Here is a 26,036-nt window from a genome sequence, read left to right on the forward strand (position 1 = left end):
CGCGAACTGCTCAACGGCTTCGTCGACTGGGCGCCCGGCCCGCAGCCGCGCACCGCCACGTTCAACGCCAACGAGCACGAGATCTATCCGGAGCACAAGAAGTTCAGCGGCTTCGTGTTCAAGATCCAGGCGAACATGGACCCGAAGCATCGGGATCGCGTCGCCTTCCTGCGGGTCTGCTCCGGCGTCTACCGGAAAGGCATGACCCTGCACTCGGTGCGCCTCGGCGGGCCGGTGCGGATCAACAGCGCCCTGACCTTCATGGCTAGCGATCGCGAAGCGGTGGAGGAAGCCTACCCGGGCGACATCATCGGCCTGCACAACCACGGCACGATCGCCATCGGCGACTCGTTCACCGAGGGCGAGGCGCTGAACTTCACCGGCATCCCGAACTTCGCACCGGACCTGTTCCGCCGCGTGATCCTGAAGGACCCGCTGAAGTCCAAGCAGCTCAACAAGGGTCTCGATCAGCTTTGCGAAGAGGGTGCCACCCAGGTCTACCGCCCGATCACCAACAACGACGTGATCCTGGGTGCCGTCGGCGTGCTGCAGTTCGAAGTGGTGCAGTACCGGCTGCGCGACGAATACAGCGTCGAGTCGATCTTCGAAGCCGCCACGGTCTCGACGGCGCGCTGGGTGTCCTGCGACGACCCAAAGAAGCTCAAGGAATTCCGCGACAAGAACGAGACCCGGCTGGCGATCGACCATGCCGGCTATCTGGTCTACCTCGCGTCGTCGAACGTCAACCTGTCGATGACCAAGGAACGGTTTCCGGACATCCGGTTTCTGGATACCCGCGAGCAGGGGGCGGCGGTGGAGCGTTGAGGTAGACGCTGGGCGGCAGCGGAACGACCTGCCTGAGTAGCGAGCGCTCTTCGCACGATGGCAAGTTTGTCCATCGCGTTTGTGCGCAAAGCGCATCCTACATTACTCCAGTAAGCACAACATCACGAGGAGCGGCCAGCCATGCGACTGCTGCATTACATCGAAATCGAGAATTTCAAGCGTTTCGGCGAGAGGCAGCGCATCGAGCTGGATCACCCGGCGGTACTAATAGGCCCCAACAACTGCGGCAAGACCAGCGCCATTCAGGCACTGGCACTTTGGTCCCAGGCGGTGCAAACCTGGTTCGACGCCAAGCGGGATTCGTCGGCCAAAGAGCGCACGGCTACCTCGATCAACCGTTTGAATATTGTGGCGGTGCCGGTTCAGCGCACGCGCTTCTTCTGGCACAACACCCAAGTGCGCAAAGGCAACAAGGAAATTCCGTTGATCATTACGGTCGGCGTGGAATTCAACGGGAATGTTCACGCGCTTCCGATGCGTTTCCGCAATCAGGGTGACGAGCTCGTGTATTGCACGCCGGACGATGCCGTACTCGCCGATCTTGCACTGCTGGGGTACGCCGCGAAGATCAAGGTGGAGCTGCTGTACCCGATGTCCGGGCTGGACACCGAAGAGCCGGTCCTGCAGCCCGGGCGCGTCGATGTGCTGCTTGGCCAAGGCCGCACGGCAGATGTGCTGCGCAATCTGTGCCTGACCGTTGCAAAGTCATCGACCACGGATTGGCAGCGCGTTGCCGCGCTGATGCAGCGACTGTTCAAGGTGGAACTAGGCACGCCCGAAGAAACCACACGCGGCAGCATCACGCTCAGCTATCGGCAGGCCGAGGTGAAGGAGGCGCTGGATATTTCGTCCGCCGGCCGCGGCATGTTGCAAATGCTGCTGGTGTTCGCGTACTTATATTCACACAAGGGTGGCGTGCTGCTGGTGGACGAACCTGATGCCCACCTGGAGATTCTTCGTCAGAAGCAGGTGTACGTGCTGTTGCGCGACATCGCCAGCGAAAATGGCTCGCAGGTGGTCATGGTCACTCACTCGGAAGTGATCTTGGACGAGGCACTGGACAAGAACCTGACCCTGCTGCTGGAAGGTCGCGCCGACGATCTGGCCCGCAAGCAGGATATTCGCAATAGCCTCAAGCACTTTGGGGCAGAGCATTACGTTAAGGCACGCCAACGCGGTTATGTGCTGTACGTCGAAGGCGGCACCGATGTGGACATGCTGCGGGCGCTTGCGCAGCGCCTTGAACACCGGGCTGCGGAGCTTTGGGATGAGCGCATCAACACTTTCTACGTGCAGAACAATTATCCGCAGCAGGATGCAGATGCAGAGTTGGAGCGAGTGGAGGGCGGCTTCGGCATTACTCCAAGGGACCACTTCAACGCGCTGCGCAATCTGCTGCCGACACTGCGAGGTCTCGCGATTCTCGATAACGACGGCCAGAACCGTCAGGACCGCGACGAAGGCTCGCTGACCCTGCGCTATTGGCGGCGCTATGAAGCCGAGAACTACTTCATTACCCCTGAACTGCTACGCCGCTACGCAAGAAGCCACAATCCACCCAATGATCTGTTTACCGACCAGGCCCACACGGCGATCGATGCGGCGCTGGTCGAGGTCATCACGGAGTCCGTGTTTGATGGCAGCCGGGAGGATTATCAAGCTTGGGCTGCTTCGCCCCCAGATGCTGCACGCTTGATATGGGAATCCAAGACCGAACGCCGCAAGCTGAGCGCGCTAGCAGAAGACTTCTTCCGTCGGTTGGCCCAGCGTACGGGTGGCGGCATGTTGCTAACCAAGGGCGAACTGCATCTCCTCGTCCCCTTCGCTGAGTTATCAGCGTCCGCCAAGGCCGAAGTGCTGGTCAAGCTGGATTTACTGGCGGACCTATTTCTTCAAGCGCAGCGAGCTCGGGACGCAATGCTGCCGGACGGGAGTGCGATAACGTCGCCCGGATGAAATCCAGGCTACGCGTGGTCTCTCACAGCTGGTTGCTGAGTAACCATACGGCTCGCATTGCGGCGGCACCGCACGAATTCACCCCATTTCGATTGCCGTCGCCTCCACACGCATAGCTTGTAATGAACGCACGATGTCGCGCCGGGAATTACGGTGACCCCTTCTCCAATCACGATGTCAGTCGAACGTCTCGACGCCGAGCACGGGAACGCACCAAGCCCTCCTTAAGCATCCAACCCCCTCAACCACTCATCCGTCGCCGCATCCGCCTGAAACATCAGGTTCACGCGCAGCGATCCGGCTGTGATGTCGGATGGCACTCTTGGGGTGGTGATCATGCTCAGCAGGTTGATCGGCTGGCCGTCGAGGCAATAGCATTCCACCAATGCTGGGCCCTCGTTGGTCGGGGCGCTCGTTACGGTGACACGTTACCCATTCACCACATCGTTCGGTCGAAGTTGATGCGATCGCCCACTGCCCTCCCCCGCTATCCCAAGGGAAGGAAGACCGGCCGCTCAAGCGCTCAGTCTTTCGCAGAGCCCCCAACGAGATCGCCTTCACGCCACCCGCCATCGGATGACGCTCGATGCGGTGATAGACAACAAACTCGGCATCCGGCTGCACATCCTCGTATGCGCAGTGGAAGCCTCGCTCGAGCTTCGGAGTGACGCTGCGTTTGATCTCGATGGCCTACGGGCCTTTGCCGGGGATGGTCAGCACGAGGTTGACCTCCGCACCCAAGGCGGTGCGGACGAGGCAGGCCTGCGCGCCGTCAGGGGCAGCGGCTACCTCGGCGATGGCGTCGGCAGGCCAGACCGCACCGGGCGTGCAGATCCCCGCAAAGCGATCGGCGATGTCCACCTGCATCGCGACCGGCTTGCTATCCGCCTGACGCAGCCATCTCGCCGGCCGCAAGTCTCGCCGTCAGACCGCAGAATCTGCGCCGGTCCTTTCAGCCAACGCCTCGCGCCAAGCTGACTCCGCCCGCGGCCGACTCAGCGCAGGATCGGCAACAGGCCGGGCAGAGACAGATAGCTTTCGCGGACGCCCCCGAAGTTCATGGAATTGCGATCCGGACCGCGGGCCAGCAGGCCCATGCCCCGGCGGGCAAATGCATCGGCGATGCGGGCGGCATCTCGGCGGTCGCGAGCGCGCGCGGCGGCGATGAGTGCATCGCGTGCTTCCAGCAGCGTCGGCGCGACGGGCGTCATCTTCAGGCCGGCGATCAGGTAGTCCTTCATTCGCGTCTGGGCTTCGAGATGGCTGTGGCGCGGATCGTTGAGCAGGTTGACGTAGGCTTCCCAGAGGGCGTTGCACCAGATGCTTCCGGCGTTGTGAACCTGCGAATTGGGCAGGGCCGCCGGCCCCGGATTGATCGGTGCGCGGTCGGGCAGCGGCTCGCCATCGGCGATGTGCCGGAAGGTCAACGGAAACAGGTCGAAGTCGGTCGAGTACGGCGCTCGGCGAATGCCGAAGTAGCCATTGCGGCTCGAGAAGTGCGACACGCCGTGAGCACCCTGATGACGATCGTTTCCCGGGATCAGGCGATCGTCTTCGCGAACCGACAGCAGCAGCGCATTGAAATCGCTCCAGCCTTCGCCCATCGCGCGGCCCTGCTGGTTGATCAAGCCCATCGAATCGCCGATCAGACGGTTGCTGGCGTAGTGGAACCACTCGTGGGCGACGATCTGGTTGTCCAGCGTGCTGTCGACGTCGAAGCTGGTGTCGCGACGCATGCGGATGCGCACCGGCCCGGCTGCCAGCCCACCGCGAAGGCGGTCGGCATCGGGACCGGACACGCTGAGCACCGGGATATCGACGCCGGGTGCCGCCATGGACAGGTTGAATGGCGTCGCGGCGCCCGACGTGAAAACCACGCCGACCGCGCCTGCCGCGTCGGCATTGATCACCTGCTGGGCCCCCGTGCAGGCGTTGGACGCGGTCAGCAGCGCAATGCGGCCGACGACCGCGGCGGGATCGAGCGACGCCGGCTGGCAGGCGTTGTTCTCCGCACTCCCCGCTGCGGCAATCGCAACCAGGTCCGCTTGCAGATCGAACCGCTGCGGGCCGATCACCGAGGTGCCAAACGGCAGCGAGCCGGCGATCGCCGCCGGTGCCGTCACCGTCACTTCGCCCGGTGCGGGCAGCGAGAAGTTGTAGTCCCACAGGAACATTTGCATGCGCGGCGACTGCCCGTCGGCCGGCGTTCGCATGTTCGCGTTGTTGCGGCCGCTGTAGTCCTGGCTTTCGGCGAGGATCGGGTCATTGCCGACACCGCCGCGTCCGTAATTGTCGGTCTGGGCGTTGCCTGCCGCTTCGTCGAAACCGTTGTCGTACCACCAGTCATGCAGCCAGTTGTTGACGTAGAACAGGTTGACGCCCGCGTGCTGGCGCTGCGTCATGGGTGTTGGGTCGCCGTCCACCGCATAGGGGTAGTCGAAGCTCGAGGAACCGCTGAGCGTCGGGCGCAAGTCGGCACTTTCGGGCGTGAAGCCGTCGGGTGCAGCGAGATCGAGGTAGGCGTCGACATTGTTGCCGCGGGTGACGCCGGCACCGGCCGCCAGCCAGGGATCGGCGCTGACGATCGGGCTGCTGGCCAGGGTCACCAGCTGGGTCGCCGCCCGTAATGGAGGCGCCTCGATATTCGGGAACCGCCCCTCGAACGGCACCAGCGCGTTGCCGCGCGGGCTGTCGAACGGTTGCCGGATGCCGTTGGCATCGGCGAACACCCGATAGCTGTACTCGGCGTCCTCGACCAGATTCTTGCGCGCCAGCACCTCGCCGTCGTCGGCGGCAATCACGCTGGCGTAGGCCAGCATCTCGCCGTCGTCACCGGCCTGCCCGGACAGCTCCACGTAGTACGCAGGCCGCAGCGTATTGCCGAGCGCGTACCACACCGGTTTGCTGCGCGGTGCCGCGTCGAACCGCAGCGTGCGGGTACGGGTTCCCGCGCGGGGGGAGGGGTCGAAGTGGGTGTAGTCACCGAACCGTCCTCCGGCCTTGAATGACGGCGTCACGGACCCGGAGCCGAGCAGATCGGCATGCGCCAGCTCCAGCGCGCGTTCGGCCGCAAGGCGATGGCCGCTGCCCGGTGACGATGTCGCATCGGCAAAACTGCCGGACGTGGCGACCAGCCGCAGATCGCGATCCATCATCACGTTCAGCTCCCGGCCCAGCACCGGCAAGCCGGCGTGTTGCTGGCGGAACCGCGCGATCAGGGCGCCACGCCCGGTGTCGTGCAGCTCGAACATCCGCGCGTCCGAGACTTGCGCGGCGGTGATCCGCAACGCGTCCTGTTGCGCGCGCAGGTAATGGCGCGCCGCGTCGCCCGCCGCCTGAGCAGGACGCAGCGGCTGCAGGCGCGCTGGTGGCAGATCGGCCGCCGGCCACAGGAAAGTGGCGGCACCGCGCGCGGCGTCGAACTCGGACGGAAGGCCGTCGAGCGTCGGCAGGCGAACGCGGGCAACGGCCGGATCGCTGCTCGCGCGAAGCTGCGCGGCCAGCGCGGCATCATGATTCGCCGGACCCGCCCAGGCGGCTGCGCCCACGAGAAAGAGTGCCGACACTCCGATCGAACGTGCATGCATGGGGCGTGATCCCGCAAGTGATGACCCGGGGATGACGACACTGCAATTGCGGCGGAGCAAGGATTCCGGTCAAGGCCGACAGCCCGAACCGATGAACGGCGCGTCAGTCCATTGCGCCGCAGCCCGCAGATTCACTGACGTGCTGGCCTGGAGTGACGGTGACACCTTGCTCGTTCACCTTATTGATTGACCGTCTCGACGCCGAGCACGGGCACGTCCCAAGCCCGCCTCAAGCATCCAACCCCCTCAGCCACTCATCCGTCGCCGCATCCGCCGGAAACAGCAGATTCACGCGCAGCGAACCGGCGGTGATGTCGGACGGCACGCCGGGGGTGGTCATCATGCTCAGCAGGTTGATCGGCTGGCCGTCGAGGGAATAGCGCTCCAGCAGCGCAGGTGCTGCGTCGGTCAGGGCGGCGGGTATCGCGAGCCATGCCTGCATGTGCGGATAAGCGGCGATGGCGCGGACCCGCGCGTGGCAGGTGGCGTCGCGCACAATGCATTGCCAGTAGCCGGGCACCCAGCTTTCGGGTTCGCGCATGTAGCGGACCAGACCGTCCGGATGAAAGCTGAGCGTCAGCAAGTTGCGCACCGGCTGGCTGCCGCCCGCATCGGGCCAGACGCTGGCGGGCAGTTCGAGCATCGCCAGCAAGCGTTCCAGCGGCGCATTGGTGGCGAGCACGTCGTAATCGGCGTCCAGCAGCATCGCCGGGTATGGCGCCTGCTGCTCGATCAGCCGCCATGCGGCCTGGCGGATCGGCGCGTAGGCGGCTTCGCGCAACGGGCCTTCGGGGACCGGCGGCAGGAACCCGGCAGCTTCGAACAGTGCGTTGCGATCGACCATCGACAAGGCCAGCGCGCCGGCAAGGCGAGTCAGCAGATCGCGGCCCGGCTTGGCGCGGCCGGATTCGAGAAAACTCAGATGGCGCTGGGTGGTGCCGGTGGCCGTCGCCAGATCAAGTTGCGACAGCGCGCGAACACGGCGGTGTCGGCGCAGCAGGTCGGGCAGCGTGTGGCTCATGCCGGAATCATGCGCGGCACGCGCGCGCGGTCGCCATTCCCTGCCGGGAATTGAGGCGGCGCGGATCGCCAGCGGATGCTCGTGTTCCCACTCCTTGGACGCGCACCGACATGACGGCACCGATCGACATCTTCCCCCGCTGGCAGGCCTGGATTGCTGCATTCGACGATGCGGTGGCCCGCGATGACTGGTCCGGGCTGGCCGAGTTCCTGACCGAGGACGTGGTCTACCGGGTCAGCGGCTCGCCGTTCGACTGCCATCTGCGCGGCCGCGATGCGGTGATCGCCGGTTTCGCGCGCTCGGTGCGCGGCTTCGACCGGCGCATGCAGCGGCGCGATTGGTCTGCGATCGGCATCCGTGTGTATCCGTCGGGTTACGTTACCTGTCGCATTCACAGCGCCTATCGCCTCGACGATGCCAACGCCATCTCCTTCGAAGCGACCGGACACTGGGGCTTTCGCGATGGCCGGATCGACCTGATGCTCGATTTCTACGACGACAGTCAGCGCGACGTGCAACTCGCCCTCGGTGCGCTGACGGCGCTGCAGGGCCATGTCGACCCGCGTTATGCCGACTGACGCAGCCGGTCGCAAAGTTCCACCAGCGAAATCGCCTCCACCCCACCTGCCATCGGAAATCGCTCTGCGCCGGGATAGACGACAAACCCAGCATCCGGCTGCACGTCCTCGCAGGCATGGTGGAAGCCGCGTTCGAGCTTCGGGCTGACGCTGCGCTTGATCTCGATGGCCCACGGGCCTTTGCCGGGAATGGTCAGCACGAGGTCGATCTCCGCACCGACGGCGGTGCGGTAGAAGCAGGTTTGCGCGCCTTCCGGGGCGGCGGCGAGCAGCGGTTCGATGACCCTGCCTTCCCAGCCGCTGCCGGCGATCCTCGGACCCAAAGCGGGATGTTGCGTTGCGGAATCGCCGTGAGACCTTGCCGATGCACCACATTCTTGGGTCGAAGTCGGTGCTGCGCGCCAATCGCCCCGTTACCAGCGCGTCTCCGCTGGCGCAGGGAAAAGGGCGCAGCAGATCAAGCGTCCGGCCGGTAGCGCGGACCGAGCCCCCAGGCCGCTACACAGGAAACAACGCCGCCAGGCCCACGGATGCCGGCAGCCGCAGCCGTTCGCCGTACAGCGCGGAAGCCTCGTTGTCTTCGGGATTGAGCTCGACCATGCGCGCGCCGCGAGCTCGGGCGCGTTCGGCGAAGCCGGCCGCCGGCCAGACCGCGCCGGAGGTGCCGATGCCGACGAACAGGTCGGCGTCGTCGACGAGCATCGCAGCGTGTTCGAACACGTCCGCGTTCACGGCGTCTTCAAACCACGTGATGTCCGGGCGCAGCCACGGCGCGCGCTCGGGCGAGTTGCCGGCGGCGCAGTCCGGGCAGCGGCGGCTGGCGAATGCGCTGTCCGCCATGTCTTCGCGGACGCCATGCACCGGGCAGCGCAGCCGCCACAGGCTGCCGTGCAGTTCGGCCGCGACGTGGACACCGGCGCGCTGCAGCAGGCCGTCAATGTTCTGCGTGATGACGTGGATGCCCGGGTGCTGCGCCTGCATCGCGCGGATGTGGGCATGGCCGGCGTGCGGCGCACAGGCGAGGACCTTGGCGCGACGCATTTCGTGGAAATCGAGCACGCGGGTCGGGTCGCGATCGAAGGCGCGCTGACAGGCGTAGTCCTGATAGCGGTAGTCGCTCCAGATGCCGCCGGCGCCGCGATAGGTCGGGACGCCGGACTCGGCCGACAGCCCGGCCCCGGTGAACAGGACGATGGTCGGAATCTCGCGCCAGGCGGCGATGACGGGGGCGTTCGGGGGCATGGCGGGCGTCGTTCGGAGTTGCTGGCGATGGATTTTCGGTATTCCGTTGCCAGAATGGCGCCTGAAGGTTGCGCGATTCGGCACCCTCGCGCGTCCGGGCGTTGGCGATTGAACGCTCAGGTTTCGTTCAGCTTCGGGTGCTAACCTCGCGTCACATTTTCACTGTTCACAGTTCACGGAGAGACCGATGTTCAAGAAATCGCTGCTGGTGCTGACCGTTGTCGCGCTGACTGCCTGCGGCCCGGCTCCGCAGCCGCCGGCCGATCCTGCCGCGACCGCGCCTGCCGCTTCGGCGCTGGATGCGCCGCCGGCCCCGGCTCCTGCGGCTGAACCCGCGCCGGCCCCGGCTCCGGTCGCTGCCAAGCCGAAGCCGCGCCCGCGCCCGGTCGAGCAGGCCGAGCGCGAGCCGGCCCCGCCGCCGGTGCGTGAAGTCTGCGGCGATTGCGGCGTGATCAGCGCGATCACCGAAGAGCGCCAGAAGGGCGAATCGTCTGGCCTCGGCGCGCTCGGTGGCGCGGCGGCCGGCGGTGTCGCCGGTTCGCAGTTCGGCAAGAAGTCCGGCAAGGTGCTCGCCACCATCGGCGGCGCGGTGCTCGGCGGTCTGGCCGGTCGCGAAGTCGAGAAGCAGGTGAAGGCGAAGACGGTCTACAACGTCACCGTCAGCATGGAAGCGGGCGGCAGCCGCACGACGACGGTGGATGCGCTGAATGGCCTGGGCGTCGGCTCGAAGGTTCGTCTGTCCGGCGGCAGCCTGATTCCGAACTGAGCCGCGCCCAGCTCGGGCCGGGCGCGCCAGCGCTGAGGCCCACGTAGCGCCCGAGGTCTGAGCCATTCGCGCCGAGCGCGGGTGGCTCAGACCTTTATTTTTGACCAGCGCTTTCGCATCCAGAGCGATGCGAACAGCGCAGTCTGCAGCGCGCGGTAGCCGGTCATCAGCATCCAGATCGCCGGCAGCCCGGTGCCAAGGACGATGCCGGCAGCGTACGCAGCCGGCAGGAACAGCCCCCATTGCAGGCCGACCGCGACCAGCGCCACCGAGGCACTGGCGCCGACGCCGAGCAACGCGTGCATCAGGATGAAGCCGAGGCCGTCGAGCGTGACGCCGATGCCGATCAGCCGCAGCGGGAAGCGGCCGATCGCCACCAGCGCATCGGCGGTGGCCGGGTCGTTGAAGAACACGTGCAGCACGGCATCGGTGGCGAACACCATCGGCAGCGCCAGCAGCGCGAACACCCACCAGGTGGCGCGGAACACGTCCCAGCCCCAGCGGTAGGCATCGTCCGGATCATGCCGGCCGAGCGCGCTGCCGGTCAGCGCGGCGGTGGCGAGGCCGAAGGCCATGCCGGGCAGCACGGCAGCCAGGGTCACGTTGATCAGGACATTGGTCACCGCCAGCTCCGCCGTGCCGATGTGGCCGATGATCCACAACAGCACCGAAAAGCCGCCGGCGAACAGCAGGTTCTGGGCGCACGACGGCAGGCCGAGCTTCAGCAGGCTTTTCAGCTGCTCCGCCGATGGCACGCGGCGCAGGAAACCGGCATTGCGGATGTTCGCCAGCGCCAGCCCGATGTAGGCCGCCGCCCCGGCGTAGGCGCTGATCACGTTGGCCAGCCCGGCGCCGCGCGTGCCCATCTCCGGAAAGCCGAGCTTGCCGAAGATCAGCAGCCAGTCCAGCGCGATGTTCAGCACGCACATGCCGAACAGCACCGCGAGGTAGAGCTGCGTGCGGCGTACCGCGCTCCAGTAGCCTCGGAACGAGAAATTGATGCCGACGGCGACGATGCCGGCCAGCCGGAACTGCAGGTAGGCCGTGCCTTCCGCGCCGACCGCCGGATCGGCGTACAGCGCGGCGAAGATCGCCGGCGCGCGTTCGATCAGCAGCAGCGACAGCGGCAGGCCGATCAGCACCGACAGCAGGATGCCGCCGTTCAGCGGGACTGCCGTCTCGTCATGCCGGCCTTCGCCATGTCGGCGCGCGGCCATCGCCTGCACTGCAGACGATAGTCCGGTGATCGCCGAAAACGCGGTGAAGTGCAGGAAGCTGGCGGCGCCGACGCCAGCCAGCGCCGTGGCGCCGAGATGGCCGACCATCGCCAGGTCGACCATGTTCAGCACCACCTGCGACAGCATCGCGCCGAGGATCGGCAGGGCCAGCCACCAGATTTCGCGGAAACGCTGAACGGACATGCAGCCAGACTCCGGCAGAGCCGGCGCGAAGCCGCTCGGCATGGGAACGCGGGGAAGGATCACGCCGGCCGCGTGCGACATCGATCGGCCGACCCGACGAAGGCCAGCGACCGGCGAACGCGCCGCCTGTTCCTGACCAGACGCGCGATGGTAAGCGCTGGATGTGACGTGCCGGGGATACAGGGAGTGGATCGTGGGCGTGGACCGTGCGCGCCGTTTGCTGCACCTTGTCATGCCCCGTGGGTGAAACCACCACACCCCCGTCGATTGCTGCACTGCGGGTCTAGGCAGCGTTCCGGAATGGGGCTACCTTCCTTTCACCCGGACGCCGCGACTGGCTCGCGATCCGGCCTTTCCGGTTCGCCACTGAAGACCGGACGATTTTTGGGGGGAGGGTTTGAGGCGGGGACCGCAAGGTTTCCGCCTTTTTGTTGGGCGATGCGCCCGACAGCGTGGCTCAGTCGCTGGTGAAGGTCAGCCTGTTGCCGAACGGATCCTTCACCGACAGATCGAGGCCCCACGGCATCGTCTCGACCTGCGGTCGGGCATAGCCGTACTGCTTGGCGCTCAGCTGCCGCTGCAGGGCGTGCACGTCGTCCACCGGAATCCGCAGCGCGGCACCGGGGCAGCAATCGCCGTGATGCTCGGTCAGGTGCAGCTCGCAGTCGCCGAGCGATATCCCCAGGTACAGCGGCAGATCGGGCTCGAAGCGATGTTCCCAGTCCACCGTGAAGCCGAGGAAGTCGACATAGAACGCCCGCGCCTTCGCTTCGTCGAAGATCCGCAGGATCGGGATCGGATGGCCGGCAGTCATCGGCGACGTTCCGGCCTAGACCGCTTTCTCTTCGGCGACATTGACCACCGCTGCCACCAGCTGGAACGGCTGCGGGCCGAGCAGCGCGCTCATCGCTTTCGGCAGATGGCGCTTGTCGACGTGGATCAGCGAGACCTGCGCGAAGCCCGGATGCAGGCCGCCGGTCGACCCGGCCCAGGTCTGGGCCAGCGGACCGTCGCCGGCGACCGTGGTGTCGATGCCGAGCGCGCGCAACTGCTCGCTTTCCGGCAGCAGCGCGCGGGCGCCGTCGACCAGATCGGCGGTCGAGGCGCGAACCTCGATCCAGCTGTTGATGTCATGGCGGATCAGCGGCGCGGCCGCGCGGCGCAGCGCCGGCACCTTCAGGCTCATTCGCAGCAGCCGGCCGACACCGGCGGCCGGCAGGCTGCGGCTGTCCGGGCCGCCGATCGCCTCGCGCGCAGATGCGGGCGGCGGCAAGGTGGTCAATGCGCTCGCGAGGTGCGCCTGCACATGCGCACGGAAGCGGAAGCGGCCGCCGTCGCCCAGTTCCTCGCTCAGCATCTCGATCTTCAGGCGCAGCAGCGGCGCGTCGAGTGTCTGACCCGGCAGTTCGGCCATCATCGAGAACGACTCGCGGCCGGCGAGGTCCATCGCGCGGGTGGCGACCGAATCGAATCCGTTCGCGAGGCGCCTGCGCAGTCGATCTATCATGCTATCGGCCATCTGTCCGGCTCCACGTTCCACGCTGTTCCGCGATTTTCCACGTTCATTCATGCAGGAATCTTACCGCTTCGTCGTCACCGGCCGGGTTCAGGGGGTCGGTTTCCGCGTCGCCACGCGGCGCAAGGCACAGGCCCTGGGCCTGATCGGCTGGGTCCGCAACTGTGCCGATGGCTCGGTCGAAGGCCTGGTCGCCGGCCCGCGCTTCGACGCCGTGCTGGCGCTGCGCGACTGGCTGCGTCGAGGCCCGCCCGGCGCGCAGGTCGAAACGCTGGAATGGCATGCGGTCGATGCGCCGATCGACGAGCCGCGTTTTCTCGTCCGGCGCTGAACGCCGCGCATCGCACATGAAAAAGCCGGGCTCCCGCGCGACGGAAGCCCGGCTGACCGGCCGAGATCAGATGGTGATCGTGCGGTCGTAGATGAAGTCGAAGCTGAAGTCGCGGGTACCCGCGGCCTTGCCGTCGAGGTAATCGGCCATCCGCGCCAGACGCGCCGGAATCTTCATCAGCTTGTCCTGGCATTCGCGGCCGGCGCCGGACAATCCCGTCAGCGCGCCGATCTGCCAGTGCTCCAGCAGTTCCTCGACGATCGTCTGGTAGTTGCGCGGGCCGTAGATGCCGGCACGGCGGACGACGTCGGACATGTGGTCGTAGCCCGGCATGTTGTGGCCGGGCATCGCCAGCGCCGGCATGACCTTGAGCAGCGAGTACAGGGCGTTGTCCGGATCACGCTCGAGGATGCCGCCGAAGCAGGCGCGGTAGAACGCGTAGTGGCGCGATTCGTCGCCGGCGATGTGGGCGAGGATGCGCTGGATGCGCGGCTCGTACTTCGCGCACAGGCGGCCGGTGTTGGCGTGGGCCACCTGCGTCGCCTTCTCCTGCATCGAGGTGTAGGCGAGCAGGCGATACGGATCCTGCTGCCAGTCCGGATTGAAGCCGGCCTCGATGTAGTGGTACTGCATCTTTTCCAGCGCGCCCATGTTGAAGATGCGGGCATCGCGGACGTAGTCGCGCATCGCGCAGCCGTGACGATCTTCCTCGGCCGTCCACATGTTGTTCCACGTGCTCCACGGCGATTCATTGCCGAGGTGCGTGGCGATCAGGCGATGGAAGTGCGGCAGCCCTTCCTCGGTCAGCAGGTTCAGCGCCAGCGCCACGCGGATGGTGTCCGGCAGGCCTTTCGCCGCTTCGCGGACTTCGGCCAGATCGGCGTCGGCGGCTTCGACATCATGAGCGTCGGCGCTGAGCAGTTCGTTCGGGAACCACAGCTTGCGGCGTTCGAGATGCTCGGCCGTCTGCTGCTGAACGAACGGCTGCAGATCGATCATCACCGCGATCTGATCCGGCGTGCCGAAGGTATGACGTGGCGCTGAACTGCCCATGGGGTGTGACTCCGAGAGCGCGCGCGGCCCTGATCGAGCCGCGCGAGAAAAACCTGAACGATTATAGGGACCAAGCGGCGAGGCGAGGCAACCCGGCAGCGCACGCAACGGCGCGGAAAATCACCTGATCGCCCGCCAAAACACGCCGATCTTCCCGAATCAGCCCTGCCGCCAGCGACAGTACGCCTCAGGCCCGAGTATCGACGCATTGACTGCGATCAATGCGCCTGCGGGCCCTCGACACCGCGGTCGCCGAGGGCGGCCGCAGAGGTTCGCCGTGTCAGCCGCGGATCAGCGTCAGGAATTCCTGACGGGTGCGGGGATCGTCGCGGAAGCGGCCGAGCATCATCGAGGTGGTCATCGACGAGTTCTGCTTTTCAACGCCGCGCATCATCGCGCACAGATGTTTCGCTTCCACGACAACGGCCACGCCCTTGGCGTCCGTCACTTCCTGCACGCAGTTGCCGATCTGCTGCGTCAGCTTTTCCTGGATCTGGAAGCGCCGCGCGAACATGTCGACGATGCGCGGAATCTTGGAGAGGCCGATGACCTTGCCGTTCGGCAGGTAGGCGATGTGGGCGCGGCCGAGGAACGGCAGCAGGTGGTGCTCGCACATCGAATACAGCTCGATGTCGCGGACGATGACCATCTCGTTGTTCGAGGTGGTGAACACCGCGTCGTTCACGAGTTCCTTCAGATCTTGCCGATAGCCCTGGGTCAGGAACTCCATCGCCTTGGCGGCGCGGTGCGGCGTGCGCAGCAGTCCTTCACGGTTCGGGTCTTCGCCGACGGCCTCGATGATGGCCTTGAAATGTTCTTCCACGGGGGTTCCTGTAATTGAATGAAGTCGCAAGAAGGCAGGATGGACCGGCGCGCAGGGGGCGGCGACACGGGATCCGGTATTCGGTCGAAAGCGTTGGAGCAGCTCGAAGGGGCGGGCGCGCGGGTCATGGCCGCAGCGCTTTGATGTTTCAATATGTGGATTATCCCACAGGCCGCAAGGCCCGTTGCCGCCGCCCGTGCCATGACCTCCGGCGATACCGTTCGCTACATCCCGCTCGACCTGATCCGCCCCGGTGTCACCCAGGCGCGGCGGCGCTTTGCCGCGGACGCGCTGCGCGAGCTGTCGGAGTCGATCCGCGAGAGCGGCATCATCCAGCCGCTGGTGCTGCGCTCGCTGGGCAGCGGCCCGCGGCGCGAGTACGAACTGCTGGCCGGCGAACGGCGCTGGCGTGCGGCCCAGCTCGCCGGGCTGCATGAAGTTCCGGCGCTGATCCGCGACGATCTGGACGAAGCCGAAGCTCGCGTTCTCGGGCTGATCGAAAACCTGCAGCGCGAGTCGCTGTCGCCGATCGAAACCGCCGAGGGCCTGCGCAAGCTCGGCGAAGCCCATGCGCTGACCCATGAAGCGATCGGCCTGCGCATCGGCAAGTCCCGCGTCTATGTCACCAACTTCCTGCGGCTGCTGGCGCTGGCACCGGCGGTGCAGACCATGCTCGACGACGGCAGCCTGAGCCTCGGCCATGCCAAGGTGCTGGCCGGCCTTGCCGTGCATCACCAGCTGCGCTGGGCGGAAGCCTGCGTGCGCGAACGCCTCAGCGTGCGGGCGCTCGAACGTCGGCTCGCCACCGGTGGCCAGGCCGCCGCGAGCGCACCGACCAAGCCCGACGACTGGCAGAAGCTCGCCAGCAAGCTGTCCGATCACTTGGGCTATCCCACCGAGTTCAAGCCGGGCAAGCAGGGCAGCGGCGAGCTGAGGGTGAAGTTCCACGACCTCGACGAGCTGGATGGTCTGCTCGCACGCATCGGTTATCAGGAATCCTGAGCCGCTGGCGCGATGCCTGCTAAGACTGGGGCGGCGTCGATCGACCTTTCGGCGCGCGTCGCCGCATACAATTCAGCCCACCGGACGTACTGACCTTCAACGCCGCCACTTCCCGTCTCCATGGCTGACCTGCTCGGACCTTTTGCGCCCCTGCAGCTGACCGAGCGTGTCAGCGCGCGGGCCAGCAACATCCGCATCGAAGTCCGTCCGGATGGCAACGTCCTGCTGGTCATCCCGAAGCGCGTGCCGCGCGCCACCGCGCATGCCTTCCTGAAGAGCCGCGAGGCGTGGATCCGGCGCAAGCTGGTCGAGCTCAAGTCCCGCGCCTCGCGCGTGCCGCTGCGCCCGGCCCTGCGCTGGGACGGCACCGACAGCATCCCGCTGCGCGGCCGCGAACTGCCGCTGAAACTTGCGATCGCCCGCATCGCCAAGCCGACGGTGCGCATCGATCACGCGATCACCGTGTTCTGCTCCGCGGCCGATGCTGCCCGCCCGACCGTGCTGGCCGCAGCCCTTCGAACGGCCATCGCGCGGCTGGCCCGCGTCGATGTCCGGATGCTGCTCGAAAGCGAATCGACGCGACTCGGCGTGGCGTTCACCGGTCCGCGCATCGCCGACCAGAAATCGCTGTGGGGCAGTTGCACGCCGGATGGGCTGATCAGCCTGAACTGGCGTCTGGTGATGGCCCCGCCGGAAGCGCTGCGCTACGTGGTGATCCATGAGCTCTGCCATCGCCGCCATCTCGATCACTCGCCGCGCTTCTGGCGACTGGTCGAGAAACAGATGGCCGACCACGCGCACTGGCGCGCGTGGCTGCGTGAGCACGGCGCGGCACTGCATTCCGTGCTGCCGAAGGCCGGCACCGTGCCACCGCCAGCCGGCCTGTTCGACGGCGCACTGTAAGCCGCGCCGCTTTCCCTCGGGCCGCGCCCGGGCAAAACGCTGACGTCATCTCCTCTTGGTTGTTTTCCGAACGCTGTGCGCGCTACTGTCACCCGTGCGCCACGATGCGCCGGGGGAGATAAACAGAATGGCTACACTGGACTCAGTGAAGGTGCGGGAATACATGACGACCAAGCTCGTCACGTTCACGCCGGACATGGAAGTGATGCAGGCGGTACACACGCTGGTCGAGAAAGGCATCTCCGGCGCCCCGGTGCTGGATGCCAAGGGCAACCTCGTCGGCATGCTGTCGCAACGCGATTGCCTGGACATCGCGCTGGTCGCCGCGCAGGACAGCTGCATCGCCGGCCCGGTCGCGCAGTTCATGAGCTCGAGCCCGGTCACGGTTGATCCGGACACCAATCTGACGCAGCTGGCGACGATGTTCACCACCGCGCCGTTCCGACGCTACCCGGTGATCGAGAACGGCAAGCTTGTCGGCCAGATCTCGCGATCTGACGTGCTGCGCGCGATCAGCCGCATGTGCTGACGCGCGTCGCGCACCCTGCTTCGTCAGGCGCTGCGGCGCAGCAGCCCCAGCTTCTTCAGGTGCACCAGCAGGATCGACACCGCGGCCGGCGTGATGCCGGAGATGCGGCCCGCCTGTGCGACCGTCTGTGGCCGATGGCTGGCCAGCTTCTGCCGCGCCTCGTTCGATAAGCCCGACACCGCCGAATAATCGAGATCGACCGGCACCGGCGCGTCTTCGTAGCGGGCGGCACGGGCAATCTCGTTCTGCTGCCGCTCGATGTAGCCGGCGTACTTGACGCGAATCTCGATCTGCTCCGCGACGGCGGCATCGACATCGGCCGGCATCAGCTGCAGGGACTTCAGCACGTCGACGCTGCCCTCCGGACGGCGCAGCAGTTCCAGCGCCGACGCGCCGTTGTCGGTCGGCGCCGGGCCGAACACGGCCACCATTTCCGGCGTACCGAGCTGCACCGGCTTCAGCCAGGTTGCCGACAAGCGCGCACTTTCCGTTTCGATCGCATCGCGCTTGGCACAAAACGCGGTCCACCGTGCGTCGTTGACCAGATTCAGCGCGCGGCCGACCGGCGTCAGTCGAAGATCGGCGTTGTCCTCGCGCAGCAGCAGGCGATGCTCGGCGCGCGACGTGAACATGCGGTACGGCTCGGCGGTGCCCCGCGTGATCAGGTCATCGACCAGCACACCGATGTAGGCCTCGTGCCGTGCCGGGCACCACGGTGCCTCGTCGCGCGACTTGCGCGCCGCATTGATGCCGGCGAGCAGGCCCTGCGCCGCCGCTTCCTCGTAACCGGTCGTGCCATTGATCTGCCCGGCGAAGAACAGGCCGTCGATGACCTTGGTTTCAAGGCTCGACTGCAGATCGCGCGGATCGAAGTAGTCGTACTCGATGGCATAGCCCGGCCGCGTGATGTGCGCGCGCTCGAAGCCCTTGATCGAATGCACCAGCGCTTCCTGGATGTCGTACGGCAGCGAGGTCGAAATGCCGTTCGGGTAGACCTCGTGCGTGTTCAGACCTTCCGGCTCGATGAACACCTGATGCGCGGTCTTCTCGGCGAAGCGGTTGACCTTGTCCTCGACGCTCGGGCAATAGCGCGGCCCGGTGCCTTCGATCACGCCCGTGAACATCGGGCTGCGATCGAATCCGCTGCGGATAATCTCGTGCGTGCGCTCGTTGGTGTGCGTGATCCGGCACGAGATCTGGCGCGGGTGATCGGCCACGGAGCCGAGAAACGAGAAGACCGGCGTCGGTGTATCGCCCGGTTGCTCGATCAGCCCGTCGTAGTCGATCGTGCGGCCATCGATGCGCGGTGGCGTGCCGGTCTTGAGCCTTCCCACCCGTAGCGGCAGTTCGCGCAGGCGCGCCGCCAGCGCGTTGCTCGGCGCATCGCCAGCACGACCGCCCTGATGGTTCGCCAATCCCACATGAATCTTGCCGGCGAGGAAGGTGCCCACCGTCAGCACCACCGAGCGCGCCATGAAGCGCAGGCCGGCCCGCGTCACGACACCACGAACCTGCTCGCCATCGACGATCAGGTCATCCACTTCCTGCTGGAACAGCTTCAGGTTCGGCTGATTCTCGAGCGTCTGCCGAACCGCCGCGCGATACAGCATGCGATCCGCCTGCGCCCGCGTCGCCCGCACCGCCGGGCCTTTCGACGCATTCAGAATCCGGAACTGGATGCCGGCGCGATCCGCCGCCTGCGCCATGACACCACCGAGCGCATCGATCTCGCGAACCAGATGCCCCTTGCCGATGCCCCCGATCGCCGGGTTGCACGACATCTGCCCCAGCGTCTCGATGTTCTGCGTCAGCAGCAAGGTCCTCGCGCCGCTGCGCGCAGCCGCGAGTGCGGCCTCGGTACCGGCATGGCCGCCACCGACCACGATCACATCAAACTGGTTGTGCTGCGCCATGCCGCCACCCGCGAAAACGCCGTTATCGCGCGAATTCTACGCGGCTGACGGCATGCGGAAGTCCGGGTGCACTGCCTGCATCGCGCTACCGGTAGGCGACTGACGCGCCCGGCCTCGCGGCTCGATCAGAACGGAATCCGCCCGATCAGCATGTCCTTGAACATCACAAAGTCCCCGGCAAGGCTGTAAAACGGCGCCTTGAACGTCGCCGGCCGATTCTTTTCGATGAAGAAATGCGCGTACCAGGCGAAGCCATAACCGAACAGCGGCACAAACCACAGCGACGCGTATCGCCCCGTGAAAAGCGCATAAGCCACCGTGAAGATGACGAGGCTGGTCCCGACAAAATGCAGCCGCCGGCATGCGCGGTTGGCATGCTCACCCAGGTAGAACGGATAAAACGCCTTGAAGCTCGCAAGATGCGGAGCTGGCTCAACGCTTGTGGTGTTGGTCATGGTGTAGCTCTCGGGGGGATGACGATCGTAGCGGCGGGCTCAATAGGTTCATCGGTCCCGGGTTGCGTCTCTCAACGTTCTCTGCTGTCAAATGCAACGTTGGTTGGATGATGGATGGAGGATAGCCAATTCTGACGATATTCGGTGAAAGCCTTGGATTGAAAACGCCAGCAGTTCGTTATTCGAAGTGCCTCGATCAACTCGTTCGCTTGGCTCATCAATGGCGCCGCTTAATTTTCTTGTAGGTCACTAAGAGCATCTGAGTTTCAGAGAGGGTGCGCGATCATCAATGTGCAGAGCGCTAATTTCAACGAAAGTACGAAGCACAGGTAGAATTCATTGGCTTTCTACGGCCTAGGCTTGCTGGCGCACAGAGAAAATTTCAGTTAAGTGCTTTTAACTGAGCTGTGACTTATTGATCCAGTATCTCGCTGCATCGGGCGATGGTCGTGCTCGCTATCCCCGATGACCGGAATTTCTTCGTAAAGCACTTGCACGGTCTATATACTCCGTCAATCGAATACCTATAAACAATCTTGTACTGTAAAGCGAGGCTGGCTTTATCCAAAACGGTGATATCAGGATTTATAGCGGGTGCCCTTTCGACTTCAAAGCTGAACCCCTGCGTCTCCAAGATTGGCTCCATGTACTGATTTGAGCTGGAGAAAAGCCAGTACTGGCAAGTGCCGATCCCCGAACAGTCGCCAACTGCGAGATAAGCCGCGGTAGATTTCAGCCGACCGATTGCTCGAATCTTCACGCTGGTGCCGGTGCAGTCAGAGTCTCCTTCGATACAGAACTCGGCAGGCCTTTTCGGCGAAAAGTAATGAGTTGAAAGATAGTCTGAGATCTTGTCGGTGACGTCTCCGGTTTCATCGCCCTGAACTAGGATTGGTGCGCATGCGATGAGAAGGAAAATCAGTCTGAACATGATCGAGTGCCTGAATTTATGCTTTGAGGTTGGTGATGCCGGGTGAGGGTATGACTTCGTCCGACATAGCGAAATAGGCGGCCTTGAAGAAGACCTGCCGGTTGTCAAGACCGAGCGCGGCCCGGTTTACCTGTCTGGTCACGTTGAGTACTTGCGCGTTGATTTGCGCATCGTCCTGCAGCATCTGGAAAGTACGAAGATCACTGCGTCGATTGATATTGATGAGACCATCTAGTATGCAGCGACATCCACCCGGGCCAATTGCTGGATGGCTTCTCGGGCATCGTGCGCTAGATGACCGGCATGCGTGCCGCCCGCGCGCGCATCCGCAGTGATCAACAAGCCTTGCCCAGCTCGGAGGCTGCCATACGCGCCCGTTGCCAGCCCGGTGCCGAGTCCGAGCGCGGCGCTGCGCTGATTGTCGATCTGGTGACGGGCATACCCGAGCGTCAGCACCGTGTTTGCCTGTGTCGTCTGCAGGTCCAGCCGAGGCTGGTCGATGCTGTCATCGAAGACCAGCTGACTATGGTCGCCTTGCCCGGACCGGCTGCTGCTGAGCGCCTGCGTCTTGATGCCGGACAGCACGCCCGGATGGCGATTGCCGGCATGCCAGGCCGGTGCGTTCGCGCTGGCGGCTGCCGCGGTCTGACCGATGCGATTGCCGGGGGCATCGGTCCGGCCGCGGCCGTTGTAGACGGCGCCGATGACCACCGGACGATCGATGTCGCCATCGACATGCTCGATCAGCACTTCCTGCCCGATGCGCGGCACGAACACGCCGCCCCAGTTCGCACCAGCGACGGGTGTGGCAACGCGAACCCAAGTGCCGCTGCCGTCATTGCCAGGCGCGTTGTCATCGCCAGCCGGATGTGATTCGCGAGATGCGCTCCGGCTACCGCGCTGCCAGTGGAATTGCACCTTGATCCGGTGATCGCGGTCCGTCGTGATGGCGGCGCCATCGAGGCCGACGACGGTCGCGCTGCTCAGCCCGCGCGTGGCGGGCTTGCTGATTGGGCTCGGCGCGCACGGAACCTCGGCGGGCAGCAGCCAGGCCGAATGACGGTAGAGCGGGGCATCGGCATCCTGACCTGATTCCGGTGAATCGTTCCAGCCGGATCCAAGCAGGCTCTGCAGCGCCTTGGAAAAGTCCACCGGCAGGTTGTTGCGTGCGGCGTGGCGAACCGACAGGGCAATCAGCCGGGCTTGGTTGAGCCGCGGATGATGGGCGACGGTCACGAAGCCGCCCGCGGCGAGGCGACGCAGCGTGCCCGCACCATCGATCAGCTGACGCTCGACCTGCAGCGCGCGGCCGAGCTGCAGCGCCAAGCGCTGCCCGTGTGATCGATCGACATAGCGATAGGCGCCAGGAACCTCTTGCTGGCTCAGCGCAGGAATTGCGCTGTCGTTCCCGAAACCATCGGACTCCGTATCAGCATCGGCTTCCACCGCTCGGGTGTCGAAGCTGACGCAGTCCCAACTGCCCAGCACAACGCGCTGGGCGCCCACGGCGGCACGCTCGTCGAACTGCTGGAAGCTGTCGTCAGACTTCGTGGTGCTGGCACGATGAAAGCGGACTGATCCCAGATCGGGGCCGAAGGCGCTGCCGTGATCGGCAATGACGAAACGATGGCGGCCGTAGGGCGACTCGGCCTCGCCCTCATGCTCGAACCAGCCGTAGAGGCCTTCTTCGGCCATCAGACGCTGTAGCACCAGCCTAGCGTTGCAGCCCAGTTGCTTTAAGCCCATGTCGTGGACGAGTAAATGCTGCGGGACGATACGTGTCAGCAAACGCACACACTCGATCACTCGGCAATATTTGCGATACTAGTCTTGGATCACCTGACTGGAACGGACTCCTGTGTCGAATCATCGAATGGCGAAAGCCGTCATTACCTTCCTGGCACTTTCATCGGCTTGTGCTGCCTCGCATTCACCATCGAAGACCACAACGGTCAAGATTCCAGCAGGTAGTGTGTATCCCGATACCATCAAGCATCCGCTACCTGAAGACCTATCCGGCTTCAAGCAGCCGGCATCGCTACTCAACGACCTAAAAACGATCACGACCGGAACCTTGGAAGAGCGGCTCCAAGCGCTCGTCGTCAAGTCAAAGCGTGATCAGGTATTCGTGAAAGGTGGCACGTTCCTGATGGGCGACTTCGGGCCGGTATATGAAGAAGATCGACTGCACTACGTCGGGCTGGATGCTAGCCCATTGCACAAGGTCACGCTCGATAGCTACTCGATCAGCAAATACAAGGTCACGTATACCGAGTTTGATCTGTATACGGAAGCCAATGGATTGCCGAAGATTCAGCAGAACCTGCCTTCCGGCTTCGCAACGATGCGCAACAGAATCGATACGCCGGCCGGTGTGACGTGGGAGCAGGCGAAAGCCTATTGTCAGTGGCTCGGAACCATTTCGAAGCTACCGTTCGATTTGCCGACGGAAGCCCAGTGGGAGTACGCGGCAAGGAACCGGGGAAAGTTTGTTTTGTTTGGGACAAATAACGGGCTTTTGGAACTTAATAAAAACTCGCCATCGGACCGATTCGCTGCACGAATTAACGATGATAATGCCCCCCACGCCTTTCCGATCGCACTTTTTCCCCCATCGCCTCTAGGGATATATGACCTAACTCCTAACTCCTTCGATTGGGTAGAAGATTGGTACGCAATTGATTACTACGAGCAGTATTCTGGCGAAAGAAATCCTGTTGGACCGACTACAGGTATTTTCAAGGTCGAGCGCGGGGGTGACTTTGGCCGCAGCTTCGAAGGCCGAGTTACGTCTAGGGAGTTCAATCCACCTGATGAATCAAAAATTGAGTTGCCCCAGCCCGATGGTCGAATTTTCCAAGGCGGAAGAACATCGGATGGCTTCCGCTGCGGCGCTCAAAGCACAAAGCGGGTTCAGTGAGCGATCACGCAAACATAGAAAGCTTGTTTCCAGCATTGTAATTGTAACCTCCTGCGATCATGTAACCAGGGTGATCACCCTTCTCGGCTCGTGATGCATATAGGCTGTGCGTATTGTCGATGAAGGGATAGCCTAGAATCGGTTTTTCGTAAAGGCGACTGTAGATATCTCGAAGAGTTGATCTGCTGGCATCGCTGAGCTGCCGATAGCGCCGATCAAATTGCTTGTCATAATCCTTGGGGTCATAGCCCTCATCCAGAAACCGCTCGACGAAGCCGTAATTGGCCTCCCACATTCCTTTGTGCTCAGTACAGGTAGAATTAAGACGGTCAAAGATATATACGAATTCTGCTTTGGATCGAATCTTCTTACAGATTGCAATAACTGCACTTTTACGGCGATCCAGATAAGAAAGCGTGAAGCCCTGATTGGCATACAGGAATAGGTTGTTGGTCATCGGCCCTTCGCGGGTCAGATGAAAAAGCCACGTAGCCTTGGCTTCGGGGGAGGCGTATTCCAGAAGCCTTGGGTTGGAATCGATAGCGATAGCTGTACCTGAACTCGTGACTTCCGATGTCCACGCATCGAGTAATTTATTCCGTATGGTAATGGCATCGTTGCCTAAAGCGGATAAAGATTCTTCAATTGCCTTCGCAGACAACGATATGTACTGCCAGGCCGCCTGCGCCGGTGCATCCATAAGCTCCGCTACTTCATACCCACACGCGTAAGCTGCAAATGCCATGTACTTGCAAAGCTCAAGGGTCTTCGCGACATCGACAGACAGTTCCAATTTGCCCTTAGCACCGGCACCGAGGCAGGCAGAGGCAGATGCGGTGATGTAAAACTTGCCTCGGTCAAACCCGATCCTGAACTCTGCTCCGGCGCCAGCCCCGGCTTGCAAATGGATGCCGGGTCCGATATCCGCCAGATTCACGAAGGCTTGTTCCTCGGGGCTATTCCACTGGAGAGCGCCCTTGATGCTGCCGCCGGCGCTGACGCCAGCAAACAATCCTGCGCTCCCGCCGCCTTCCGCACTCTGGCCGGACTTCTTCGCATCAGCCTTCAGCTGACCAATCTTGACCTGCCGTTCACCGGCATTCTTGAGAGGGGTGCCACAAAGCCCTGCCAGCCCCTTCACCAGATCGGTGTAATTGGCTTCGATGCCGAGTTCGGCGATCGCGCTGGTCCCAGCCATTGCAGTGAGCTCGATTTCGGCCGCAAATCGCATCAAACCAACAGGATATGCGAGCCCCGAAACTGGCCCGTAGCAAGCAAACACCCACCCTGCCTGATCGGGCCAGTAGCAGCTAGCCTTGATCTTGGCTTCGCCGATCATGAATTCGCCGCTGGCGTTTGCGCGCAGAGATGCTTTGCCTTTTAGGGGAGACCACTCGGCTTCCAGGCTAGCTCCTGCGAAGTACCGCAGGTACTGCGCCGCAGGTTCGATGGCGATCCAGTCGCGTCCTCCGCTGACCTGACTGGCCCAGTTGTCGAGCTGGGTTTTCAGGTATGCATTGAAATCGTTAGCCAGTGTGCCTTTCAGTTCAGGAGATTTCAGCAATTCCTCTTTGGCTTTGGCATCAAACTCGAACTTGTTCAACTGTTCGCGAAGCTTCTTGACATCGAGCTTGTTGTCCGTGGTTTTGGGCAACTCCTTTTCGAGTTTGTGCTTGATAACAATCTTGTCGATCACGTTGCCACGCACATAAGTCCATTTGGCAGTTCGACCTGATTTCGTCGGGTCTTTGCTGCTCGCCATGTTCGGGGATGTGCGGGCCACCACTGGAATAAGTTCCCAGATCTTGCCGCCGGTGTTGTCGAGCTTGCCAAGCGGCTTAAAGGCTTCGGCTAACGCTTTCTGCGATTGCTCAAGCTCTTGCTGTGTTTTTGCCAGCGCATCCTGCGTGCGCTTTGCCGCCACGTCGATCGAAGACGGCGGGCCGGGGACTGATGGAGAGGGTGCGCTCAGCGTCGCTTGCTGCGCTTCGAGGAATGTCAGCGTGGTGTTGAGATGCGCCTGTTTGGCTGTGCAGAAATTTCCGACCAGATGATCCAACAGCCGACATTCGTTCTCGAATGCGGTCACCTTGTCAGCGGCTATGAACAGAAAATCGTTGGTTTCGGGCCGGAAATACAGCTGCCCGCCTTGTGTAATCTTGGCTTTGACAACACTGCCGCTGACGGCGTTTAAGGTACCTAATGCGATTGGCGAATTTGCAGCGGTGCCAGCGTCGGCCATG

The 26,036-nt window shown here is 63.8% G+C and carries 24 protein-coding genes; 10 read left to right on the plus strand and 14 right to left on the minus strand.

The window, feature by feature from the left end; translation table 11 throughout:
* The 3 genes from QZ951_RS18990 to QZ951_RS19000 all read left to right on the plus strand — a co-directional run.
* Positions 1-825, plus strand: an 825-nt coding sequence (locus QZ951_RS18990; protein WP_293003487.1) for an EF-Tu/IF-2/RF-3 family GTPase, incomplete at its 5' end; no start/stop codon positions are given.
* A 141-nt stretch (positions 826-966) separates the two neighbouring features.
* Positions 967-2,802, plus strand: a complete 1,836-nt coding sequence (locus tag QZ951_RS18995) for an AAA family ATPase (RefSeq protein WP_293003488.1) — start codon at positions 967-969, stop codon at positions 2,800-2,802.
* Positions 2,803-3,378: 576 nt separating this feature from the next.
* On the plus strand, positions 3,379-3,780 hold the full coding sequence (locus tag QZ951_RS19000) for a hypothetical protein (protein WP_293003489.1): 402 nt from the start codon (positions 3,379-3,381) through the stop codon (positions 3,778-3,780).
* Positions 3,781-3,797: 17 nt separating this feature from the next.
* On the opposite strand, the gene QZ951_RS19005 is transcribed toward QZ951_RS19000, so the two are convergent.
* Both QZ951_RS19005 and QZ951_RS19010 read right to left on the minus strand, forming a co-directional pair.
* On the minus strand, positions 3,798-6,389 hold the full coding sequence (locus QZ951_RS19005) for a M36 family metallopeptidase (RefSeq protein WP_293003490.1): 2,592 nt from the start codon (positions 6,387-6,389) through the stop codon (positions 3,798-3,800).
* Positions 6,390-6,618: 229 nt separating this feature from the next.
* A complete protein-coding gene (locus tag QZ951_RS19010) occupies positions 6,619-7,572 on the minus strand; it encodes a helix-turn-helix domain-containing protein (RefSeq protein WP_293003491.1) in 954 nt (317 codons plus the stop codon).
* Here QZ951_RS19010 and QZ951_RS19015 point away from each other — a divergent pair.
* Positions 7,521-7,988, plus strand: a complete 468-nt coding sequence (locus QZ951_RS19015; protein WP_293003492.1) for a nuclear transport factor 2 family protein — start codon at positions 7,521-7,523, stop codon at positions 7,986-7,988. The two genes, QZ951_RS19010 and QZ951_RS19015, sit on opposite strands and share 52 nt — an antisense overlap.
* On the opposite strand, the gene QZ951_RS19020 is transcribed toward QZ951_RS19015, so the two are convergent.
* A complete protein-coding gene (locus QZ951_RS19020; protein WP_293003494.1) occupies positions 7,976-8,311 on the minus strand; it encodes a DUF4143 domain-containing protein in 336 nt (111 codons plus the stop codon). The two genes, QZ951_RS19015 and QZ951_RS19020, sit on opposite strands and share 13 nt — an antisense overlap.
* A 175-nt stretch (positions 8,312-8,486) precedes the next feature.
* Positions 8,487-9,230, minus strand: a complete 744-nt coding sequence (locus tag QZ951_RS19025; RefSeq protein WP_293003496.1) for a Sir2 family NAD-dependent protein deacetylase — start codon at positions 9,228-9,230, stop codon at positions 8,487-8,489.
* A 187-nt stretch (positions 9,231-9,417) separates the two neighbouring features.
* Between QZ951_RS19025 and QZ951_RS19030 the strand changes: the two genes are divergently transcribed.
* Positions 9,418-9,996, plus strand: a complete 579-nt coding sequence (locus QZ951_RS19030) for a glycine zipper 2TM domain-containing protein (protein WP_293003498.1) — start codon at positions 9,418-9,420, stop codon at positions 9,994-9,996.
* An 86-nt stretch (positions 9,997-10,082) separates the two neighbouring features.
* Here the strand turns inward: QZ951_RS19030 and QZ951_RS19035 are convergent, their stop codons facing one another.
* From QZ951_RS19035 to QZ951_RS19045, 3 genes are all read right to left on the minus strand, one after another.
* Positions 10,083-11,417 carry an MATE family efflux transporter gene (locus QZ951_RS19035; protein WP_293003500.1) on the minus strand — a complete coding sequence of 445 codons (1,335 nt, stop codon included), beginning with the start codon at positions 11,415-11,417 and terminating at the stop codon, positions 10,083-10,085.
* Between the two features lie 457 nt (positions 11,418-11,874).
* A complete protein-coding gene (locus QZ951_RS19040; RefSeq protein ID WP_293003502.1) occupies positions 11,875-12,231 on the minus strand; it encodes a glyoxalase superfamily protein in 357 nt (118 codons plus the stop codon).
* Between the two features lie 15 nt (positions 12,232-12,246).
* Positions 12,247-12,936, minus strand: a complete 690-nt coding sequence (locus QZ951_RS19045) for a hypothetical protein (protein ID WP_293003504.1) — start codon at positions 12,934-12,936, stop codon at positions 12,247-12,249.
* 49 nt (positions 12,937-12,985) lie between these two features.
* Here QZ951_RS19045 and QZ951_RS19050 point away from each other — a divergent pair, with 49 nt between their 5' ends.
* Complete coding sequence (locus QZ951_RS19050) at positions 12,986-13,264, plus strand: acylphosphatase (protein ID WP_293003506.1); 279 nt, start codon at positions 12,986-12,988, stop codon at positions 13,262-13,264.
* Between the two features lie 66 nt (positions 13,265-13,330).
* On the opposite strand, the gene QZ951_RS19055 is transcribed toward QZ951_RS19050, so the two are convergent.
* Positions 13,331-14,317, minus strand: a complete 987-nt coding sequence (locus tag QZ951_RS19055) for an acyl-ACP desaturase (protein ID WP_293003508.1) — start codon at positions 14,315-14,317, stop codon at positions 13,331-13,333.
* A gap of 280 nt (positions 14,318-14,597) precedes the next feature.
* Positions 14,598-15,140, minus strand: a complete 543-nt coding sequence (folE, locus tag QZ951_RS19060) for a GTP cyclohydrolase I FolE (protein ID WP_293003510.1) — start codon at positions 15,138-15,140, stop codon at positions 14,598-14,600.
* Between the two features lie 201 nt (positions 15,141-15,341).
* Here folE and QZ951_RS19065 point away from each other — a divergent pair, with 201 nt between their 5' ends.
* The 3 genes from QZ951_RS19065 to QZ951_RS19075 all read left to right on the plus strand — a co-directional run bounded on the left by QZ951_RS19065 (position 15,342) and on the right by QZ951_RS19075 (position 17,574).
* Positions 15,342-16,142: a ParB/RepB/Spo0J family partition protein gene (locus QZ951_RS19065; protein WP_293003512.1), complete on the plus strand. Its 801-nt coding sequence runs from the start codon at positions 15,342-15,344 to the stop codon at positions 16,140-16,142.
* 120 nt (positions 16,143-16,262) lie between these two features.
* The gene (locus QZ951_RS19070; protein WP_293003514.1) at positions 16,263-17,045 is read left to right on the plus strand and encodes a SprT family zinc-dependent metalloprotease; all 783 of its coding nucleotides are present in this window, start codon (positions 16,263-16,265) and stop codon (positions 17,043-17,045) included.
* A gap of 127 nt (positions 17,046-17,172) precedes the next feature.
* Positions 17,173-17,574 carry a CBS domain-containing protein gene (locus tag QZ951_RS19075; protein WP_293003516.1) on the plus strand — a complete coding sequence of 134 codons (402 nt, stop codon included), beginning with the start codon at positions 17,173-17,175 and terminating at the stop codon, positions 17,572-17,574.
* Between the two features lie 23 nt (positions 17,575-17,597).
* Here the strand turns inward: QZ951_RS19075 and mnmG are convergent, their stop codons facing one another.
* The 4 genes from mnmG to vgrG form a co-directional block, all read right to left on the minus strand.
* The gene (mnmG, locus tag QZ951_RS19080; protein ID WP_293003518.1) at positions 17,598-19,487 is read right to left on the minus strand and encodes a tRNA uridine-5-carboxymethylaminomethyl(34) synthesis enzyme MnmG; all 1,890 of its coding nucleotides are present in this window, start codon (positions 19,485-19,487) and stop codon (positions 17,598-17,600) included.
* A 125-nt stretch (positions 19,488-19,612) separates the two neighbouring features.
* Entirely contained in the window at positions 19,613-19,942 is a 330-nt protein-coding gene (locus QZ951_RS19085) for a DUF962 domain-containing protein (protein WP_293003520.1), read from the minus strand.
* A 947-nt stretch (positions 19,943-20,889) separates the two neighbouring features.
* Positions 20,890-21,057: a hypothetical protein gene (locus tag QZ951_RS19090; protein WP_293003522.1), complete on the minus strand. Its 168-nt coding sequence runs from the start codon at positions 21,055-21,057 to the stop codon at positions 20,890-20,892.
* Positions 21,058-21,104: 47 nt separating this feature from the next.
* Positions 21,105-22,679, minus strand: coding sequence for a type VI secretion system Vgr family protein (vgrG, locus tag QZ951_RS19095; protein WP_293003524.1), 1,575 nt, complete (start codon positions 22,677-22,679; stop codon positions 21,105-21,107).
* Between the two features lie 67 nt (positions 22,680-22,746).
* Here vgrG and QZ951_RS19100 point away from each other — a divergent pair, with 67 nt between their 5' ends.
* Entirely contained in the window at positions 22,747-23,793 is a 1,047-nt protein-coding gene (locus QZ951_RS19100) for an SUMF1/EgtB/PvdO family nonheme iron enzyme (RefSeq protein ID WP_293003526.1), read from the plus strand.
* Between the two features lie 4 nt (positions 23,794-23,797).
* On the opposite strand, the gene QZ951_RS19105 is transcribed toward QZ951_RS19100, so the two are convergent.
* Positions 23,798-26,035 (minus strand): hypothetical protein, encoded by a 2,238-nt coding sequence (locus QZ951_RS19105; RefSeq protein ID WP_293003528.1) that lies wholly within the window; start codon positions 26,033-26,035, stop codon positions 23,798-23,800.
* Between the last annotated feature and the right edge of the window lies 1 nt (position 26,036).

Origin of the sequence: Nevskia sp. (genome assembly GCF_021732705.1) — a bacterium.
GTDB lineage: Bacteria > Pseudomonadota > Gammaproteobacteria > Nevskiales > Nevskiaceae > Nevskia.

What these genes read in the sequence shown, in the direction of transcription:
- QZ951_RS19040 (WP_293003502.1), bottom strand. Translation starts at nt 12,231, where the DNA reads ATGACTGCCGGCCATCCGATCCCGATCCTGCGGATCTTCGACGAAGCG.
- QZ951_RS19055 (WP_293003508.1), bottom strand. Translation starts at nt 14,317, where the DNA reads ATGGGCAGTTCAGCGCCACGTCATACCTTCGGCACGCCGGATCAGATC.
- QZ951_RS19045 (WP_293003504.1), bottom strand. Translation starts at nt 12,936, where the DNA reads ATGGCCGATAGCATGATAGATCGACTGCGCAGGCGCCTCGCGAACGGA.
- QZ951_RS19100 (WP_293003526.1), top strand. Translation starts at nt 22,747, where the DNA reads ATGGCGAAAGCCGTCATTACCTTCCTGGCACTTTCATCGGCTTGTGCT.
- QZ951_RS19010 (WP_293003491.1), bottom strand. Translation starts at nt 7,572, where the DNA reads ATGCAGCAATCCAGGCCTGCCAGCGGGGGAAGATGTCGATCGGTGCCG.
- QZ951_RS19015 (WP_293003492.1), top strand. Translation starts at nt 7,521, where the DNA reads ATGACGGCACCGATCGACATCTTCCCCCGCTGGCAGGCCTGGATTGCT.
- QZ951_RS19000 (WP_293003489.1), top strand. Translation starts at nt 3,379, where the DNA reads ATGACGCTCGATGCGGTGATAGACAACAAACTCGGCATCCGGCTGCAC.
- QZ951_RS19050 (WP_293003506.1), top strand. Translation starts at nt 12,986, where the DNA reads ATGCAGGAATCTTACCGCTTCGTCGTCACCGGCCGGGTTCAGGGGGTC.
- QZ951_RS19030 (WP_293003498.1), top strand. Translation starts at nt 9,418, where the DNA reads ATGTTCAAGAAATCGCTGCTGGTGCTGACCGTTGTCGCGCTGACTGCC.
- QZ951_RS19070 (WP_293003514.1), top strand. Translation starts at nt 16,263, where the DNA reads ATGGCTGACCTGCTCGGACCTTTTGCGCCCCTGCAGCTGACCGAGCGT.
- QZ951_RS19025 (WP_293003496.1), bottom strand. Translation starts at nt 9,230, where the DNA reads ATGCCCCCGAACGCCCCCGTCATCGCCGCCTGGCGCGAGATTCCGACC.
- QZ951_RS19105 (WP_293003528.1), bottom strand. Translation starts at nt 26,035, where the DNA reads ATGGCCGACGCTGGCACCGCTGCAAATTCGCCAATCGCATTAGGTACC.
- QZ951_RS19085 (WP_293003520.1), bottom strand. Translation starts at nt 19,942, where the DNA reads ATGACCAACACCACAAGCGTTGAGCCAGCTCCGCATCTTGCGAGCTTC.
- QZ951_RS19005 (WP_293003490.1), bottom strand. Translation starts at nt 6,389, where the DNA reads ATGCATGCACGTTCGATCGGAGTGTCGGCACTCTTTCTCGTGGGCGCA.
- QZ951_RS19075 (WP_293003516.1), top strand. Translation starts at nt 17,173, where the DNA reads ATGGCTACACTGGACTCAGTGAAGGTGCGGGAATACATGACGACCAAG.
- QZ951_RS19090 (WP_293003522.1), bottom strand. Translation starts at nt 21,057, where the DNA reads ATGCTGCAGGACGATGCGCAAATCAACGCGCAAGTACTCAACGTGACC.
- mnmG (WP_293003518.1), bottom strand. Translation starts at nt 19,487, where the DNA reads ATGGCGCAGCACAACCAGTTTGATGTGATCGTGGTCGGTGGCGGCCAT.
- QZ951_RS18995 (WP_293003488.1), top strand. Translation starts at nt 967, where the DNA reads ATGCGACTGCTGCATTACATCGAAATCGAGAATTTCAAGCGTTTCGGC.
- QZ951_RS19065 (WP_293003512.1), top strand. Translation starts at nt 15,342, where the DNA reads ATGACCTCCGGCGATACCGTTCGCTACATCCCGCTCGACCTGATCCGC.
- QZ951_RS19035 (WP_293003500.1), bottom strand. Translation starts at nt 11,417, where the DNA reads ATGTCCGTTCAGCGTTTCCGCGAAATCTGGTGGCTGGCCCTGCCGATC.